Annotated in this window: 14 protein-coding genes; 3 read left to right on the forward strand and 11 right to left on the reverse strand. The window is 68.3% G+C overall.

The features are described 5' to 3' along the window. Positions 1–14: 14 nt before the first annotated feature. The 8 genes from D0B54_RS19200 to D0B54_RS19235 all read right to left on the reverse strand — a co-directional run bounded on the left by D0B54_RS19200 (position 15) and on the right by D0B54_RS19235 (position 9,415). Positions 15–1,748, reverse strand: a complete 1,734-nt coding sequence (locus tag D0B54_RS19200; RefSeq protein ID WP_117293212.1) for a class I adenylate-forming enzyme family protein — start codon at positions 1,746–1,748, stop codon at positions 15–17. Positions 1,749–1,750: 2 nt separating this feature from the next. After that, positions 1,751–2,941 carry an FAS1-like dehydratase domain-containing protein gene (locus tag D0B54_RS19205; RefSeq protein WP_117293214.1) on the reverse strand — a complete coding sequence of 397 codons (1,191 nt, stop codon included), beginning with the start codon at positions 2,939–2,941 and terminating at the stop codon, positions 1,751–1,753. A 43-nt stretch (positions 2,942–2,984) separates the two neighbouring features. Further along, positions 2,985–3,968 carry an acrylyl-CoA reductase (NADPH) gene (acuI, locus tag D0B54_RS19210; protein ID WP_117293216.1) on the reverse strand — a complete coding sequence of 328 codons (984 nt, stop codon included), beginning with the start codon at positions 3,966–3,968 and terminating at the stop codon, positions 2,985–2,987. A gap of 124 nt (positions 3,969–4,092) precedes the next feature. Next, positions 4,093–5,145 carry an acyl-CoA dehydrogenase family protein gene (locus tag D0B54_RS19215; RefSeq protein ID WP_117293218.1) on the reverse strand — a complete coding sequence of 351 codons (1,053 nt, stop codon included), beginning with the start codon at positions 5,143–5,145 and terminating at the stop codon, positions 4,093–4,095. Beyond that, positions 5,142–6,347 (reverse strand): acyl-CoA dehydrogenase family protein, encoded by a 1,206-nt coding sequence (locus D0B54_RS19220; protein ID WP_117293220.1) that lies wholly within the window; start codon positions 6,345–6,347, stop codon positions 5,142–5,144. The genes D0B54_RS19215 and D0B54_RS19220 overlap by 4 nt, the downstream gene beginning before the upstream one ends. Positions 6,348–6,356: 9 nt before the next feature. Continuing rightward, positions 6,357–6,692 (reverse strand): Rieske (2Fe-2S) protein, encoded by a 336-nt coding sequence (locus tag D0B54_RS19225; RefSeq protein ID WP_205527181.1) that lies wholly within the window; start codon positions 6,690–6,692, stop codon positions 6,357–6,359. Between the two features lie 9 nt (positions 6,693–6,701). Then, the gene (locus tag D0B54_RS19230; RefSeq protein WP_117293222.1) at positions 6,702–8,114 is read right to left on the reverse strand and encodes an aromatic ring-hydroxylating oxygenase subunit alpha; all 1,413 of its coding nucleotides are present in this window, start codon (positions 8,112–8,114) and stop codon (positions 6,702–6,704) included. A 20-nt stretch (positions 8,115–8,134) separates the two neighbouring features. After that, on the reverse strand, positions 8,135–9,415 hold the full coding sequence (locus D0B54_RS19235) for a metal-dependent hydrolase family protein (RefSeq protein ID WP_117293224.1): 1,281 nt from the start codon (positions 9,413–9,415) through the stop codon (positions 8,135–8,137). Positions 9,416–9,607: 192 nt separating this feature from the next. Here D0B54_RS19235 and D0B54_RS19240 point away from each other — a divergent pair, with 192 nt between their 5' ends. From D0B54_RS19240 to D0B54_RS19250, 3 genes are read left to right on the forward strand one after another with little or no spacing between them, the layout of a single operon-like run. Further along, positions 9,608–10,090, forward strand: a complete 483-nt coding sequence (locus tag D0B54_RS19240) for a VOC family protein (protein ID WP_117293226.1) — start codon at positions 9,608–9,610, stop codon at positions 10,088–10,090. Further along, positions 10,090–13,569 carry an indolepyruvate ferredoxin oxidoreductase family protein gene (locus D0B54_RS19245; RefSeq protein ID WP_117293228.1) on the forward strand — a complete coding sequence of 1,160 codons (3,480 nt, stop codon included), beginning with the start codon at positions 10,090–10,092 and terminating at the stop codon, positions 13,567–13,569. Before D0B54_RS19240 ends, D0B54_RS19245 begins: the two co-directional genes overlap by 1 nt. 51 nt (positions 13,570–13,620) lie before the next feature. Then, the gene (locus tag D0B54_RS19250) at positions 13,621–14,610 is read left to right on the forward strand and encodes an NAD(P)H-dependent flavin oxidoreductase (protein ID WP_117295372.1); all 990 of its coding nucleotides are present in this window, start codon (positions 13,621–13,623) and stop codon (positions 14,608–14,610) included. A gap of 20 nt (positions 14,611–14,630) precedes the next feature. On the opposite strand, the gene D0B54_RS19255 is transcribed toward D0B54_RS19250, so the two are convergent. The 3 genes from D0B54_RS19255 to D0B54_RS19265 are packed head-to-tail and all read right to left on the reverse strand — an operon-like array spanning position 14,631 to position 17,080. After that, positions 14,631–14,963 carry a DUF4286 family protein gene (locus D0B54_RS19255; RefSeq protein ID WP_162932573.1) on the reverse strand — a complete coding sequence of 111 codons (333 nt, stop codon included), beginning with the start codon at positions 14,961–14,963 and terminating at the stop codon, positions 14,631–14,633. A gap of 20 nt (positions 14,964–14,983) precedes the next feature. After that, on the reverse strand, positions 14,984–16,279 hold the full coding sequence (locus D0B54_RS19260) for a hypothetical protein (RefSeq protein WP_205527182.1): 1,296 nt from the start codon (positions 16,277–16,279) through the stop codon (positions 14,984–14,986). A 6-nt stretch (positions 16,280–16,285) separates the two neighbouring features. Next, positions 16,286–17,080, reverse strand: a complete 795-nt coding sequence (locus D0B54_RS19265; protein WP_117293232.1) for an enoyl-CoA hydratase/isomerase family protein — start codon at positions 17,078–17,080, stop codon at positions 16,286–16,288. Between the last annotated feature and the right edge of the window lie 189 nt (positions 17,081–17,269).

Below are 17,269 nucleotides of genomic sequence, written 5' to 3' on the forward strand. Positions count from 1 at the left end.
GCGAAGAGCGGGGCTCAGGCCGCCGGTGCGGCTGCGAGCACGACGCCAAGGCGCTGCGCGGCCAGCTGGCGCAGTTCACCGGACTTGACCTTGCCGTTGCCGGTCACTGCCATGTCCTCTTCATGGAGGAACAGGAAGCGGCGCGGCACCTTGAAGCTGGCCAGGCGCTCCTTCAGGAAGGCACGCATCTCGTCTTCCACAAGCTGCACGCCCTCATGCGGGATGACGCAGGCCACCGCGATCTCGCCCAGCGTCTCATGCGGCACGCCGACGGTCTGCGCGCGGCGCACGCCCGGGCACAGCGCGAGCACGGCATCGATCTCCAGCGGCGAGACATTGGCGCCGCCGGTCTTGATGATCTCCGTAAGCCGCCCTTCCCAGTACAGGCGGCCGATCCCGTCGACATAGCCGCCGTCGCCGGTGCGGTAGTAGCCCTCGTCGTCCAGGCTGTCTTCCACGGCCTTGCCGATGTAGCCCAGCATCAGTGTCGGGCCCTTGATGCAGATTTCACCGCGCGCACCGCGCGGAACCACCGCGCCGGTCAGCGGATCGATGACCTTCAGGATGTTGCCCGGCAGCGGCACGCCGGCGCTGCCCGCGTACTGCTCGACCGGGGTATCGGCGGAGTACGAGGTGTTGATCGTCATCGTCTCGGTGGCGCCGAAGGACATCGGCAGGCGCCAGTCCGTCTTCACCGTCGGGTGCTGCTGCATCAGCGCGGAGTTGGTGATGTAGCGCAGGCTGGAGAGATCGGTGCTGCTCCAGTTGTCCGCTTCCTGCAGCCGCGCCCACTGGTGCGGCCGGCCCGACAGGAAGCTGACGCGCTCGTCCTGCATGAGCCTGAGCGCCCTCTCCGGCTCGAAGTAGGGCTGCAGCACGACGGCGCCGCCGGTCGACAGTGCCACGCCCACCACCATCGTGATGTTGCCGGACCAGAAGAAGCCGTTGCCGGTCCAGCTGCGCACGGCGCCTTCGACGCTCATCACGCGCGGCCAGCGCCACCACTGGATGGCGAAGGCACGCTGCGCGTGCAGGATGCCCTTGGGCAGGCTGGTGGTGCCCGAGGAGAAGAACAGGCCGCCGGCGTCCGCGGGCGTCACCGTCGCGGCGCGCGCATCGACCACGGCATCCGGTATCGCCCGCCCCTGCGCGAGAAACCCGTCCCAGGATTCGAAGCAGGCGGCAGTGACGTCGCCCTGCGCCGTGGTTCCGGTGACCGGCTCCAGGCGCACCAGGTGGCGCAGGAACGGGAATTTCGCGGACTGCAGCTGCCCCGGCGCCGCCGAGCGGATCTGCGGCTCCAGTTCCGTGAGCAGGCCGCCAAAGTCCTTCTTCAGCACGCGGCCGTCGAACAGCAGCACCGACACCCCGGACACCGCGACCAGGTGCTCCAGTTCGGTAGCGGTGGAGAACGAACTCAGGCCCACGGAAACGCCGCCCGCGAGCCCGGTGCCGAACACGGCGGACAGGTACTCCGGACGATTGGTCATCAGGATGCCGACGCGGCTGTCCTTGCCGACGCCGCAGGCGATCAGCGCCTTGGCGACCTCGACCGACTTCTGCCACAGCGTGCGGTAGGACCAGCGCTCCACACCGTCCGGCGTGTGCATCACCAGCGCCTCGGCCTCGGCATGGCGCGTGGTCACCTCGCGCAGATAGCCCGGGATCGTCAGCGAGCCGATGCCGGGCTCTTCGGCGAGCGGAATGCCGTGGACGACCGACGGCGAAGGAGGAACGGTAGCTTGCATGCTCAGTACGGCAGCTGCACTTCGGCCGTGCCCTTCAGCATCTGGTCGCCGCGCTGCGTGGTCATCCTGACCTCGACCACCGCCACCGGGCAGCCGTAGGGCGAGTTCTGCTGCTTGTCCACCACCTCGCCGTCGATGAAGGTCACGTCGCCCTCGAAGGCCGGGCTGCGGAACTGCGTCCTGGAATGCCAGACGAAGCCGTTGTGGCCCGCCCAGTAGGAGACGTAGTCGATCTGCCAGGCATTTGTGGAAGCGCCGTAACCGTACATGCCGCCCATGCCGATGTTCGAGGCCTTCTCCAGGTTCACGTGACCGCTGGAGGGACCGTAGTACAGGCCGTCACCCTGGCGCGGATCGATCTTGCGCGCCTCGTGGTCGTAGCTCATGTCCTTGGCGAAGCCGGCATCCTCCCGGGCGGGGTCCTTCTCGCCCTCCGGCACGTTCCAGCGCCAGGTGCCCCAGATGTTCTGGCGGAAGGCGCGGTACTCGGTGACGAAAGTGGCGATGGAGTGCGGGCCGATGACGCGGCGCGGCAGCTTGTCGCCGACCTTCACCTGGCTGAACTGCGGCGAGCGGCCCTCGCGGTTCGACAGGATCCAGTCGTAGCGGATCTTGTGGATCTCGGCGAGCTCTTCCTTGTCCCAGCGCTTGGGCGAGGCCTTCTCCTTGCCGTAGACGCCGCGCTTGTTGGCTTCCTCGATCAGGTAGCGGATCGCGGTGGCCCGCTCTCGCGCCACCAGGACACCGTCCTGGTTGCGGTGCTCGGTGTCGCCGCGCGAGAACACGGTGGGGCCGCCGAAACCGGTGTCCTTGACGTCATAGCCATCGAAGCGGCGCTTCTGGAACAGCTTGTCGCCCGGACGCACCGGCGCACCGAAGAACCACCATTCCTCGCCTCCGAAGATCAGGTGGCTGCCGGGAATCTTGCCGACGCCGGCGGGATGGCAGCCATGGCCATAGTCCATCGCCACGGCGAAGGACTGCGGCGCGACGATGCCGCCGAACTTCGACTGCTGCGCGAACTCCTGGTCCCAGTGGATCGGGTTGGGATAGTCCATCGCCATGACCCAGCGACGGATGTCGGTGGCATTGCAGGGATCCCACAGCTCCGCGAACACCACCGGCTTGCCGACCCAGCGGTCGAGATCGCTGAGATCCAGCACCGCGCTTTGCTTGACGTTGTCCGCAGTCATCTCGAGATCACCTTTGAAAAAAACGCCCGGGGCGCTGTCGCGCTTACTTGTTGACGTTGACCAGGACGCGGCCGCGGACCTTGCCCTGCATCAGCTCACCGGCAGCGGCAATGGCCTGGGCCAGGCTCACTTCCGTGGCAATGACGTCCAGGGCCGCCGGGTCCAGGTCACGCGCGAGACGCTCCCAGGCCTTGAGGCGACGTGCCTTGGGCGCCATGACGCTGTCGATGCCGAGCAGCGACACGCCGCGCAGGATGAAAGGCGCCACCGAGGCCGGGAAGTCCATGCCCTGGGCCAGGCCGCAGGCGGCGACCGCGCCGCCGTAGCGGGTCTGGGCGCAGGCGTTGGCCAGCGTGTGGCTGCCCACCGAGTCGACGACGCCGGCCCAGCGCTCCTTCTGCAGCGGCTTGCCCGCGGCGCCCAGCTCGGCACGGTCGATCACCGCCGTTGCGCCCAGCTGCTTGAGGTAATCGGCCTCGGAGGCCTTGCCGGTGGCGGCGACGACGCGAAAGCCGGCCTTGGTCAGCAGCGCGATGGCGACGCTGCCGACGCCACCGGTGGAGCCGGTGACCAGCACTTCGCCCTGCGCGGGATTCACGCCGTGCGCCAGCAGCGCATCGACACAGAGGCTCGCCGTGTAGCCGGCGGTGCCGATGGCCATGGCCTGGCGCGCGGTGAAGGCAGCCGGCAACGGCACCAGCCAGTCGCCCTTGAGCCGGGCCTTCTGCGCCAGGCCGCCCCAATGGCCTTCGCCGACGCCCCAGCCGTTGAGGACCACGCGGTCGCCCGCCTTCCATTCGGGATGCGAGCTCTGGCTGACGACGCCGGCAACGTCGATGCCGGGCACCATCGGGAACTTGCGCACCACCGGCGACTTGCCGGTGATGGCCAGGCCGTCCTTGAAGTTGAGCGTCGAGTACTCGACGTCGACGGTGACGTCGCCCTCGGGCAGCTGCGCCTCGTCGATCTGGGTCAGTTCAACGGTCTGGCCGGCTTCGTTTTTGTTGATCAGGATTGCGGAGAACATGGGAGAACCTGTCGAGAGTAAGGAGACGATGAACGAATTCTAGGCCGCGGTCTGCGGGGCATCCCGGCATCTCCTGCGGCGCCTTGGACATTTGACGCATCCGGGCTGGCGCCAGCCCGGAACACTATGAAAACCGGGCCAGGAAGCGCTCCGCGATCTCCAGCTCGTCCCTGCCCCTGGGCCGGCCGAGCTGCTCGTTGAGCAGGGCCCGCTTGAGGAACAGGTGGCAGGCGTGTTCGGAGGTCATGCCGATGCCACCATGCAGCTGCAGGGCTTCCTCGGCCACCCGGGCGTAGACCGAGCAGGCATGGACCTTCGCGATACGGGCCAGGCCTTCAGCCTCGGCATCGTCGACGCGGCCTTCGACCCGGCCCAGGCTGTCGGCCAGCAGCGCCTGTGCCCCGGCCGTGAGCGCCTTGAGATCGGCGCAGCGATGCTTGAGGGCCTGGAACAGGGCCAGCGGACGGCCGAACTGCCGGCGCGTCTTCAGGTACTCCACCGTCATCTCGAGCAGGGCCTCGGCGCCGCCCACCGAGTCCGCCGTCAGCGCGAAATCGCGCAGCGTGGACAGGCGGCGGGTCAGGGCGCGGGCGGCGCTGCCGCCGGCGATCAGCAGCGGCTCTTCCAGGGCCACGTCGCTGAAACGGACGTCGAACAGGCGCCGCGTCGCGTCCCAGGTCGGGCGCGCGGTGAGCTCCACGCCCGCCTGGCGCAGCGGCACCAGCGCCACGCGATCCTCGTCCGCCGTGCAGACCAGGAGATGGGTCGCCCGGTCGGCGGAGGGCACGGCCGAGGCCAGGCCGCTGAGCCTGCCCTTGCCGGCCCCGGCGCGTGCAATGCGCAGCGCGGAGTCCACCCAGGGCGTGGCCACGTACTCGGCGCCGGTGAGGCGCTCCACCCAGCGCTGCTGGTCGGCAAGGCCCGGCTGGCAGACCGCATCGATCGCCAGCGTGGCAGCAGCATAGGGCGCGCCCGCGAGGTTGCGGCCCATTTCCGTGTGGAAGGCACAGGCACCCGCCAGCCCCTGCCCCAGCCCGCCCAGTTCTTCGGGCACGGCGACCAGCAGCCAGCCCAGTTCGAGCGTGAGCGGCCAGGTCCTGGCCTCGTCCGCCGCCAGCCCCTGCTCGCCCAGCACCCGCCGGGCGGATTCCTGCAGTTCCCTCAGCTCGGTACTCATGAGCGCTCCACCGGCAGCTGCCAGGTCCTGGGCTCGCGCGGCATGCCCAGCAGGCGCTCGGCGATGATGTTGCGCTGGATCTCGTCGCTGCCGCCGGCGATCGACCAGTTGTAGGAGTTCATGAAATCCACGGCCCAGTTGCCGGTCTCCTGGCTGCCGCCGCGCGTGAAGCCCTCGCGGTATTGCGACTCCAGGCCGCCGATGCGCAGGCCCAGCAGGGTGAATTCGCGCAGCGTGCGCGCGTAGTTCAGCTTGACCAGCGAGGCATCGCCTGCCGCCTCTTCGCCGGAGATCCGCTTCAGCAGATAGCGGTCGGCCAGCGCGCAGACCGCGTCGACCCGGGCGATGAGCCCACCGAGTTCCCGGCGCAGGATGGGATCGTCGAAACGCCCGCGCTCGCGCATCAGCGTGGGGAAGCGCGCCAGCGAGTAGCGCATGCGCTGCGTCAGCTCCACCAGCGTCAGGCCGCGCTCCGACGACAGCGTCGACTGCGCCACCGCCCAGCCCTGGCCCTCTTCGCCGACGCGATCCTCGACCGGCACTTCGACATCGTCGAAGAAGATTTCGGAGAACTCGTCGTCGCCGGTGATCTGGGCGATGGGACGCACGGAGACACCTTTGCTGCGCATGTCGAGCAGCAGGTAGGTCAGCCCGCCTTGCGGCGGCTCCGACTTGCCGGTACGTACCAGCAGCAGGCAGCGGTCCGCATGCTGCGCCAGCGTCGACCAGGTCTTCTGGCCGTTGATCACGTAGCGGTCGCCGCGCAGTTCGGCGCGCGTGCGCACCGCGGCGAGGTCGGAACCGGCGTTGGGCTCGGAGAAGCCCTGGCACCAGACCTGGCCCTTGAGGATGCCCGGAAGATACTTTTCCTTCTGCGCGGCGGTGCCCCATTCGATCAGCGTGCAGGCGGAGTGATAGAGCGCGACGAAGAACAGGATCAGCCGCGGCGCATCGGCGCGCGCCACCTCCTCGTAGATCACCTTCTGCTCGGCCAGCGAGCGGCCGCCACCGGGCCAGCCCTCAGGCCAGTGCGGCGTCGCATAGCCGGCCTCGACCAGCCGGGAAAACCAGTCGCGCTGCTGGCGCACGAAGAAGTCCTGGTCGGCACCGGTCACGGTCTGGCGCCAGTCGCGCGGGACATTGCGCTCCAGCCAGGACCGGACCTGCGCCCGCAACCGATCAGAATCATCAGTGTTGTTCATTACAACACTTTACACCAGGACTTCGATCCATTCACCCACGGTCCGCACCTCGAATGTAGCGATGGGGTTCTTGGCCGGCAGGTTCATGGCCGCTCCGGTAGCCAGGTCGAAGCGCGCCCCGTGTACCGGACAGGCGATCCAGCCATTGCCCATGCGGCCACGCTCCAGCGGCTTCTCGTTATGGGAGCAGACGTTCGAGATGGCGTAAAGCCTGTCGCCCTGGTTGCAGACCAGTACGCATCGGCTGCCCAGGGTTACCGCCTTCTTGGTGTTGGGCGGCAGGTCGGCGAGCCTGATGACGGGGGTGAACGCGCCGGATACGGCGGCATTGCCTTCTGTGCTCACGCGCCCGCCTCAGGCCTTCTTGCCGACATAGCGGTCCACCGCCTGTTCGAAGTGGCGCAGGCGGATCTCCTGGTAGTTGCCCAGGGTCAGGCCGCGCTTGGCGCTGGCCTCCAGGCCCTCCTGCTGCAGGCCGACGTTGTCAGTGTCCTGGTCCAGGATCGCGCCGAAGCCCGGGTCCATGCCCTCGGCCTCGGTGAAGGACTGATCGTCGCGCAGGTGGATCGGCTCGGCCGGCATCGGACGCGTGCCGTCCAGCGGTACCGGCCGCAGGAACAGCACCTCGTAGAGGCACTTGCGGTGGTCGTTCTTGTCCGGGCGGAAGCGGTAGACCATCGGCAGCGAGATGCCGGGGAACAGGAAGGTGTTGGGGAACACCGTGTACGAGAAGCAGTCCAGCAGCTCGGAATCCGAAACCTTCGACAGGTCGGTGTTGGTGGCCTTCTCGAACATGCCGCGGAACATCTCGGCCATCACCGCACGCGCGGTGCTGCCTTCCTTGAGCGAGAACTTCGTGTCACCCAGCGCGCTGCTGTCGCCCAGCGTGAACTGGTTGAGGATGTCCTGCTCGCTGACCTGGCCGTAGAGGTGCGGGCTGACCACGCCCAGCGTCGAGATGAAGCGGTCGACATGCTCGCCGTAAACGTCGTACTGCGAATTGGCGTCGCCGTTGGACGGGGCGACCTGCGGGTGCGTCTCGATGACGTGATAGGCCTCCTGGAAGGCCTCGATCGCCAGCTTCCAGTTGCAGGGCAGGCGCTTGGTCACGTGCAGGTAGACGTAGCGGTTTTCCAGCTTCCAGGCGTCGATGTGCGCCTTGGCCTCGGGGCCGAGGTACTCGGCCAGTGCCGGGGCCTGCGGGTCCATGTTGATGAACACGAAGCCGCCGATGCGCTCGACGCGCGCCTGCGGCAGCGTGAAATTCTTCGACTGGACGTGCGGGAAGTCCCAGTGGCAGACGGTTTGCTTGTGCGTGCCGTCGATGTTCCAGCTCCAGCCGTGGAAACTGCACTTGAACTCCTCGGCATTGCCCTCGGTACCGGAGGCGCGCAGCTTGGTGCCGCGGTGGAGGCAGGCGTTGTAGTAGGCGCGGATTTCGTTTTCTGCCACGCGCGTGATGATGAAGGAGTAGTGCGCGAGGTCGTAGACGTGGTAGTCGCCGACCTGCGGGATGTGTTCCTCGCGGCAGACGAACTGCCAGGTCTTCTTCCACAGCGTGTCGAGCTCGAGCCTGGCAAAGGCGGGATCGATGTAGCGGTCGGTGGGAATATCCTCGTCGCCGAGGAACTGGTAGGACTCCGAGCGCACCCAGCCGGGCGCGGCCACCTTGTCGGCGGCGATGATGTCCTGGGTGCTCGGCGCGCCCGGGCAGCGGGCCTCGCCTTTCTTCAGGTCCGCCAGCTTGATCGTGGCTTGGTCGCTCATGGTGTTTCTCTCGTGTGTGCTCAGGCCGCCGCGCGGCGTTCGACCGCGTTGCTGCTGTTCTTGTGGATCTGCCCGTCCTTCATGATCACGACGAGGCGCCCGGCATCCAGCAGCACCGACAGGTCCGCCAGCGGATCGCCGTCGACCAGCAGCAGGTCGGCGAGATAGCCCTCGCGGACCTCGCCCAGCTTGTCGCCGCTGTCCACCGTCATCGCGGCACCGCCGTTGGCGGTGGCGCAGCGCAGGGCTTCGGCGGGGCTGTAGCCGTAGTACTTCACGAAGAAGCCCAGGTCGCGGGCATTGGTGCCGTTGCGGCTCCAGGCAAAACCGTAGTCGCCGCCGATGAGGTGGCGGATGCCGCGCTTGCGCAGCTCGGCGTGGGTCTTCACCGACGCCTCCAGCAGGCCGGGGATGCCCATGTAGCCACCGATCTCCGCGCTCAGGCCGTTGGGCGCCGCCTCGTTGCTGACGATGCTGTGGAACAGGCTGACCGTCGGCGCCACGAACACGCGGTCCTTCGCGGCCTCGAACAGGTCGAGCAGCTCCGGGTCGGAGTACTCGCAGTGGTAGAGCATGTCCACGCCGGCGCGCAGGCAGGCCTTGGTGCCGGCCGCCGAACGGGTGTGGGCGTTGACCCTGCGACCGTAGGCATGCGCGGTTTCCACCGCCACGCGGATTTCGTCGAAGGACATCGGCGTGGTGTGCGCCGGGGTGTTCGGGTAGAAGGGATCGCCCGAGACGTCGAGCTTGATGTTGTCGCAGCCCTCGCGGCAGCACAGGCGCACGGCCTTGCGCATCTCCTCGACGCCGTCCACGACGATCGAAGGACCGTTGCGCGGATTGTGCAGCCTGCTCTCGTCGCCCATGCCGCCGGTGACGGTGATTTCCAGCGAGCCGGCGCGGATGCGCGGGCCCTGCAGCCGGCCGGCGTCGACCTCGTTGCGCACCGCGACACCCAGCCGCAGCTTCGCCTCCGAGGCGCCCCAGGCACTGGTAAAGCCGTGATCCAGCAGAACTTTGGCCACGCGTGCCGTGAGCAGGGTGTGCTCCTCGGGCGGCGGCGAGATGAGGTCCTCGGTGGCGGTGACCGCTTCGAAGGACAGATGCGCATGGCCTTCGGTCATGCCGGGCATCAGGAACAGGCCCTTGGCGTCGATCACCTGGCCGCCGGCGCTGGCGAGCTGGCCGGGCGTACGGGACACCGCGCGGATGCGATTGCCCTCGACCAGCACGTCGCCCTCGAAGGGCGCGGCGCCGCTGGCGTCCCAGACCCTCGCACCCGCGAATATCGTCTTGTTCATCGGCCTGCTCTCCTCCCGGCCCTGTCGAGCCGCCTCCGGACGATTATGGGGGCCGCCCCCATGGCGCCGAATGACCGGGGACGCAGGCAAACTTGCCTGCCGCTGCCAGCGTCCCCATGGCGGCGGCAGGGCCTCGCTAGACTCGTCCGGCCCCTTTGCGAGGGCCTCGACACGAAAGGGGAGAAAAGCCGGATGATCAGGGGCATACACCATGTGGCGGTCCATGTCCGCGATCTCGACCGGATGATCCGGTTCTACAAGGACGCCTTCGGCTTCGAGCTGGTCGGGGAGCCCTTCGGCTGGGAGAAGAACGAGTTCATCGACCGCATCGTCGACGTGCCCGATTCGGCCGCCCGCGGCGCCATGCTGCGCTGCGGTACCTGCTACATGGAGCTGTTCCAGTACAGCGCCCCTGCCCCGGTCTCCGACCGCCCGCTGCAGCCCTACGACAAGGGCTACACGCATTTCTGCGTCGACGTCACGGAGATCGAGCAGGAATACGAGCGCCTGCGCGGCCTGGGCATGACTTTCAGCCAGCCCGCCCCGATCGACGTCGGCCATGTGAAGACCATCTACGGCCGTGACCCCGAGGGCAACCTCATCGAGATCCAGCAGACCGCGCCGCACTGCGACTTCCCGCTGGACAAGCTGGCGCCCCTGAGTCCCCTGGCCTGATGACGAAGTCCGTAACCACCCTCGACGACAAGTACCTGCAGACCGGCGGACGCGTCTTCATCTCGTCGAACCAGGCGCTGGTGCGCCTGCCGCTGGACCAGGCGCGACGCGACCGCGCGGCCGGCTTGAAGACCGCCGGCTACATCTCCGGCTACCGCGGCTCGCCGCTGGGCGTCTACGACTCGGCCCTGTGGGGCGCGCAGAAGCTGCTCGACGCGCACGACATCCGCTTTGTCCCCGGCCTCAACGAGGAACTGGCGGTCAGTGCCATCCGCGGCACGCAGCAGCTCGAATGGTTCGGCAAATCCGCGTTCGAAGGCATCTATGGCATCTGGTACGGCAAGGGCATCGGCGTGGACCGCGCCTGCGAGTCGCTCAAGCTCGGCAACCTCGAGGGCGCCGCGGCCAAGGGCGGGTTCCTGGCGATTGCCGGCGACGACCACGGCGGCAAGTCCTCCGACAGCGCGCACCAGTCCGAGCACACGCTGATCGCCGCGCTGCTGCCGATCCTGTATCCCGCCACCATCGGCGAGGTCATGGAATACGGCCTGTTCGGACTGGCGATGTCGCGCTACAGCGGCTGCTACGTCGGCCTCAAGTGCATCACCGACACGCTGGACCTCTCGGCCTCCGCCGAGCTGCCGGACCCGCACCGACCGCTCCTCCTTCCCGCGGACTATGCGCTGCCTCCGGGCGGACTGAACCTGCGTCAGAACCAGCCGGCACTGGTCGAAGAGGACAGCCTGGTCAACAAGCGCCTGCCGGCCGCCACCGCCTTCGCCCGCGCCAACGGCATCGACCGCGTGGTGATCGGCGGCGAGCGCCGCAGCCTGGCCATCGTCACCGCCGGCAAGGCCTATCTCGACGTGCGCCAGGCGCTGTCGGACCTCGGCCTTGACGAAGAGACCTGCCGCCGCCTCGGTGTGCGGGTCTACAAGCCGGGCCTGGTCTGGCCGATGGATCGCGAGCGCCTGGTCGATTTCGCCCAGGGCAGCAGCGCGGTGCTGGTGGTCGAGGAAAAGCGGCCGGTGATGGAAGACCAGGTGGCGCGCCACCTGTACGCCGTGCGCGCGGACCAGCGCCCCGCCATCGCCGGCAAGCAGGACCTGCAGGGCGCGCCGCTGCTGCCCGCCTCCGGCGAACTGTCGGTGCCGCAGGTGCGCCAGGCGATCACCACGCTGCTCGGGCAGATCGGCATCCGCGACGAACGGGCGCAGACACAGTTCGACTCGTTCCGCAGCCTGGAAGCCCGCGCGCAGAACGCCGGCGGCGGCAGCAGCCGCCCGGCCTACTTCTGCTCGGGCTGCCCGCACAACACCAGCACCAAGACCCCGGACGGCGCGCTGGCGCTGGGCGGCATCGGCTGCCATGGCCTGGCCGCCGTGGTCATGGACCGCAACACCATGCAGTTCGTGCCGATGGGTCACGAGGGCTCGCCCTGGGTCTCGGTGGGTCAGTACGTCGAGCTGCCGCATGTCTTCCAGAACATGGGCGACGGCACCTACTCGCATTCCGGCATCCTCGCAATCCGCGCCGCCGTGGCGTCGAAGGCGAACATGACCTACAAGGTCCTGTACAACGACGCCGTCGCCATGACCGGCGGCCAGCCGGTGGAATCGGGCATCACGCCGGTGGGCATGGTCAACCAGTTGATCGCCGAGGGCGTGCGCCCGGTGCGCCTGGTGTCCGACAACCCCGAGCAGTACGCAGGCGTCGCCCTGCCGGCGAACGTCAGTGTGCATCACCGCGACGAACTCGACGCCGTGCAGCGCGAGCTGCAGCAGCTCAAGGGTGTTTCCGGCATCGTCTACGAGCAGACCTGCGCCGCCGAGAAGCGCCGCCGCCGCAAGCGCGGCCTGCTCCCGGACCCGGACCAGCGCCTGTTCATCAACCCCGCGGTCTGCGAGGGCTGCGGCGACTGCTCGGTGCAGTCCAACTGCATCAGCATCCTGCCGCTGGAAACCGAGTTCGGCCGCAAGCGCAAGATCGACCAGTCCACCTGCAACAAGGACTACAGCTGCGTGAAGGGCTTCTGCCCGTCCTTCGTCACCGTCACCGGCGCGAAGATCGCGGTGCGCTCCAGCGGCGATCCCAAGCGCCTGCAGCAGCTCATCGCGCAGCTGCCGCTGCCGCCGGTTGCGGCGCTGGACCGGCGCGGCTGCAGCATCCTGGTCGGCGGCATCGGCGGCACCGGTGTGCTGACCATCGGCGCGCTGCTGGGCATGGCCGCGCACCTGGACCGGAAGGGCTGCACGATCCTGGACCTGACCGGCATGGCGCAGAAGGGCGGCGCCGTCACCAGCCACATCCGCATCGGCCCCGATCCGGCGGGCATCTACACCTCGCGCCTCAGCGAGGGCATGAGCGACCTGCTGATCGGCTGCGACATGATCGTCGCCTCCGGCCAGCCGGTGCTGAGGACCGTGCGCCCCGGCCATACGGTCGCCATCCTCAACACCGACGTCGCCCCCACCGGCGACTTCCAGAGCAACAGGAACATCGATCTCGGCGAAGAGCGCATGCGCCGCGCCATCATCGATGCGATCGACGGCGGGCCGCTGTTCGAACTGCCCGCCAGCCGCTTCGCCACCGAACTGACCGGCGACAGCATCGGCACCAACATCCTGATGCTGGGCTACGCCGCGCAGAAGGGCCTGCTGCCGCTGTCCATCGCCTCGATCGAACAGGCCATCCGCCTCAACGGCACCTTCATCGAGGGCAACCTGCGTACCTTCGCGCTGGGACGCCTGGCGGCGCAGGATCCCAAGTCCCTGGCCGAGGAGATCGGCGGCAAGAAGGAACTCGCTCCGCTGGTCACCGTCGATGACGTGCTTGCCAGCCGCACGCGCCTGCTGACGGCCTACCAGGACGAGCGCTATGCCGCGCGTTATGCCAACTTCGTCGATGGCGTGCGCGAGCGCGTCGCCGATCTGGGCCTGAAGAACGGCGATGGCTTCGTGCGCGAGGTGGCGCTGACGCTGGCACGCCTGATGGCCTACAAGGACGAGTACGAGGTCGGCCGCCTGTATTCCGACCCGGCGTTCATGCAGCGCCTGCGAGAGCAGTTTTCCGGCGACTTCAGGCTGCAGTTCAACCTGGCACCGCCGATGCTGCCCGGCAGCGATTCCTCGGGCCGTCCGAAAAAGCGTGTGTTCGGCGCCTGGATGCTGCGCGCCTTCGGCATCCTGGCACGCCTTAAGCGCCTGCGCGGCACGCCCTTCGATCCTTTCGGCTACTTCCCGGAGCGACGCCTGGAACGGCGCCTGATCGAGGAGTACCGCAGGCTCATCGGCGACCTCCTCGGCCGGCTCGACCAGGCGCGGCTGCCGGTGGCCATCGAGTTGGCGCGCGCCGCCGGCGAGATCGGCGGCTACGGCCCGGTGAAGGAGGCCGCCGTGGAGAGGTATCACGCGCAGCTGCCGGCGCTGCTGGAAAAATTCGAACGATCCGCCGCGCCGCCCAGCGTTCGCGCGGCCTGAGAAAAAAACACGATGAGCCACGATGACGCAGGCTTCAGCAACGGAACCCAGATGAAACTCAGGACACGCTTCACCGAACTGGCGGGCATCGACGTCCCCATCGTGCAGGGCGGCATGATGTGGGTGGGCCGCGCCGAACTGGCCGCCGCGGTCTCCAATGCCGGCGGCCTGGGCATCCTCACCGCGCTGACGCAGCCCAGCCCCGATGAGCTGCGACGCGAAATCGACCGCTGCCGGGCGCTGACCAGCAAGCCCTTCGGCGTCAACCTGACGATCCTGCCCTCCGTCAGCCCGCCGCCCTACGCGGAGTACCGCAAGGCCATCATCGACAGCGGCATCAGCATCGTCGAGACCGCCGGCCACAACCCCCGCGAGCATGTCGAGGATTTCAAGTCGCATGGCATCAAGGTCGTGCACAAGTGCACGGCCGTGCGTCATGCCTTGTCGGCCGAACGCATGGGCGTGGACGCGATTTCCATCGACGGCTTCGAGTGCGCGGGTCACCCGGGCGAGGACGACATCCCGGGCCTGGTGCTGATCCCGGCGGCGGCCGACAAGGTGAAGATCCCGATGATCGCCTCGGGCGGCTTCGGCGACGGCCGCGGCCTGGTCGCGGCCCTGGCCTTAGGGGCGGACGGCATCAACATGGGCACGCGCTTCTGCGCCACCGTGGAGGCACCGATCCATCCGCGCGCCAAGCAGTTGCTGGTCGACAACGACGAGCGCGGCACCAGCCTGATCTTCCGCTCGCTGAAGAACACCGCACGCGTCGGCAGGAACAGCGTTTCCGAACAGGTGGTGGAAATCCTCAAGCGCCCGGAGGCGAAGTTCGAGGACGTGGCGCATCTGGTGCGCGGCGCCAGCGGCCGGGTGCTGCTGGAGACCGGCGACCTGGATGCGGGCCTGATCTGGGCGGGCCAGGTGCAGGGCCTGATCCACGACATCCCCACCGTGGCGGAACTGATGGGGCGGATCATGCGCGAGGCCACCGACATCATCCAGCGCCGCCTCGCCGGGCTGTCGGTGCCGGCCGCGGCCTGAGTCGCCGCTCCAGCCGCGCGTTACTTCGTCACGGCGGAGCCATGCTCCTCGTAGATCGTGGCATAGGCCCGCGACGTTGCTAGCGACTCCGACATCGTCAGGCCACCCGAACCCGCGGCATCGCGCAGTTGCTGCAGCACGGCGTCGATATCCTCGGTCTCGATCTCGTAGATCGCCGCATAAGGCCAGGTCTCGCGCTCGGTGAGACTGCGCGCCAGGCGGAAGCGCTGCGCCGACCTGAACCCCGGCAGCGCCACCACCTCGGCAAGGTGGACGTTCTGGTACCAGTCGTTGTACTCCGCCTCGCGGCCCTCGACCGGGTTGCTCATCACCACCATCCTGTAGCGTGGCATCGTGATCTCCTGCTGCGTCCCTAGGCGGCGCAGGTCAGGTGCTCGTCGAGCACAAACCCGAAGTCCTGCCGGTCCCAGAGGTTGAGGAAGGTGGTCAGCATCTGCAGCTGGCTGCGAGCGGCTTCGTTGCCGCGAATGCGTGGATCGAAGCGGCTTTTCAGCTCCGCCAGATCCGGCACCAGCGAGCGCAGATAGGGCGGCGCGTCCAGCAGCCAGGTCAGCCCCATGATCGCGATGTAGAGCATGAGCATGCGCCGGAGGACCTGCGGGTCCAGCGACGGGCCGCCGCCGGCCCGGAGCTCCGCGACGAACAGCGACAGCAGTGCATCCAGGTGCCGGTCCCAGAGTTCCGTCCCCGCCCCGCTCATGGCGCCCCAGATCGCCATCGCCAGGTTCATCTGGCTGACGCAGCCCCAGTCCATCAGGCCGCACTCGATCACGCCCGCCGGGCTGCGCCAGAACCAGGCGTTGTCGATGTTGGCGTTCCAGTGGCACAGCGCAATGAACTCGGGCCGGCTGCCCAGGTAATCCTTGATCGCCGCTTCCTGCCCGGGAAAGCGCACGACGTCTTCGCGCAGCCGCGCGATGAAGGCCGGCGCGCGGATGTTCTGCGGCAGCAGCGCCGGATGCCCGGCCGCGAACTGGGCGTAGCGGTCCACGCGGTTCTGCAACTGGCGCGCCGTGTAGGGTGTCCGCTCGCCGACCGAGAGCTGGGAGATGTCGAAGGGGAACTGCCGGGTGAACGCCTCGGACAGCCGCCCGGCCTTCTGCGCAGCTGCCAGCCGCGCGACCGAGCGCAGCAGGGCCTCGGAGTGCGCCAGCGCTTCGGGCAGTTCCTCGTCCATGCACTTTTCGTAGTGCGGCTCGATCGCGCCCTTGCCGTAGGCAATGCACTGGGTGACCAGGATGCCGGTGCCCGACTCGCGGTGGAAGTCCGCGAACAGGCAGGCCGGCACGGCGATCGGAAAGCCGGGCTCCCGCGCCAGCAGGGCGAAGCGCACCTCCCGCTCCATCTGCGAGCGGCCGCGGTCGCGGATGGGATCGTCGAAGTCACGCGAGAACTTCACGAACAGGTCAGAGTGCAGCCCCGCTTGCGACCGTTGGTACGCCACCGACAGCAGCAGCTTGCGGCCGGTGCTGCCACCCGGGCATTCCTCGAAGCGGGTGATGCCCACGACGCGGTTGTCCGCGGCCAGCGCGCCACAGGCGCGGAAGGCGGTGGTCAGGAAATCGATGCCGCCTTCGCGCAGCGCCGCGGCATGCGCGGGAATCTCCAGGCCCAGGGCATCGCCCGCCACCCAGCCGCGGTCGTTCACTGCAGCCTAGTCCTTGCCGAACACCGGCTTGCGCTTCTCCACCAGGGCCTGAATGCCCTCGCGGTGATCCGGAGAGCGCTGCGCCACCGCCTCGTAGGCGATGCCGGCGTCCATCACGGCGGTGGCGATGCGCTTGAGTTCCAGGTTGAGCAGCACCTTGGTCCAGCGGATCGCGTTGCGCGAGCCCGCCAGCAGGCGGTCGCAGAAGGCCTGCACCGCGGCATCCAGTTCGGCGGCCGGCAGGCAGTGGTTGATCAGGCCGATCTCCTCGGCCTTCTTCGCCGGAATCAGCTCGCCGGTCAGCAGGTATTCCTTGGCGCGGCACAGGCCGACACGCTGCGGCCAGATGACGGCACCGCCGTCGCCGGCGACCAGGCCGATGGCCACGTGGGGGTCGCCGATCTTCGCCGTGTCCGCGGCAAAGATGATGTCGGACAGCAGGGCCAGCGAGGCGCCGAGGCCGACCGCATGGCCGTTGAGGCGGCAGACCAGCGGCTTGTCCAGGTCCAGCATGGCGAAGACGATGCGCTTGGCCAGCCGCACCTCGTTGTCGAAGAGATGCGGGTTGGCCGCGTTGTGGGCGACATGATCCAGGTCGCCCCCCGCCGAGAAGGCGCGCCCGGCGCCGGTCAGCACGACCACGTCGGACTCCGGATCGGAGGCGGCGAAGACGAAGACCTCCGCCAGTTCCTCGTGCATCGCCAGGTTCACGGCATTGAGCGCCTCGGGACGGTTCAGCGTGATCGTCAGCAGTCGGCCCTGGCGCGACAGCGCGATGGTCTTGTAGTCGGGCAGCGGCATGGTCTCAGGTCCTTGGCAATTCGGAGGGCGGAACCCTTTCCCCCTCCCAGAGGGCCGCGCGGTCGCGGAAGGCCTCAATCATACGGTCCCAGGAATTTTCGTCCTCACCCCTGAGTGCGATATTGCAGTGGGTGGCGTTGCGGAACGCCAGCACGTCCACCCCTTCGGGTCCCGCCCTGCGGGCATATC

The organism is Solimonas sp. K1W22B-7 (assembly GCF_003428335.1).
GTDB lineage: Bacteria > Pseudomonadota > Gammaproteobacteria > Nevskiales > Nevskiaceae > Solimonas_A.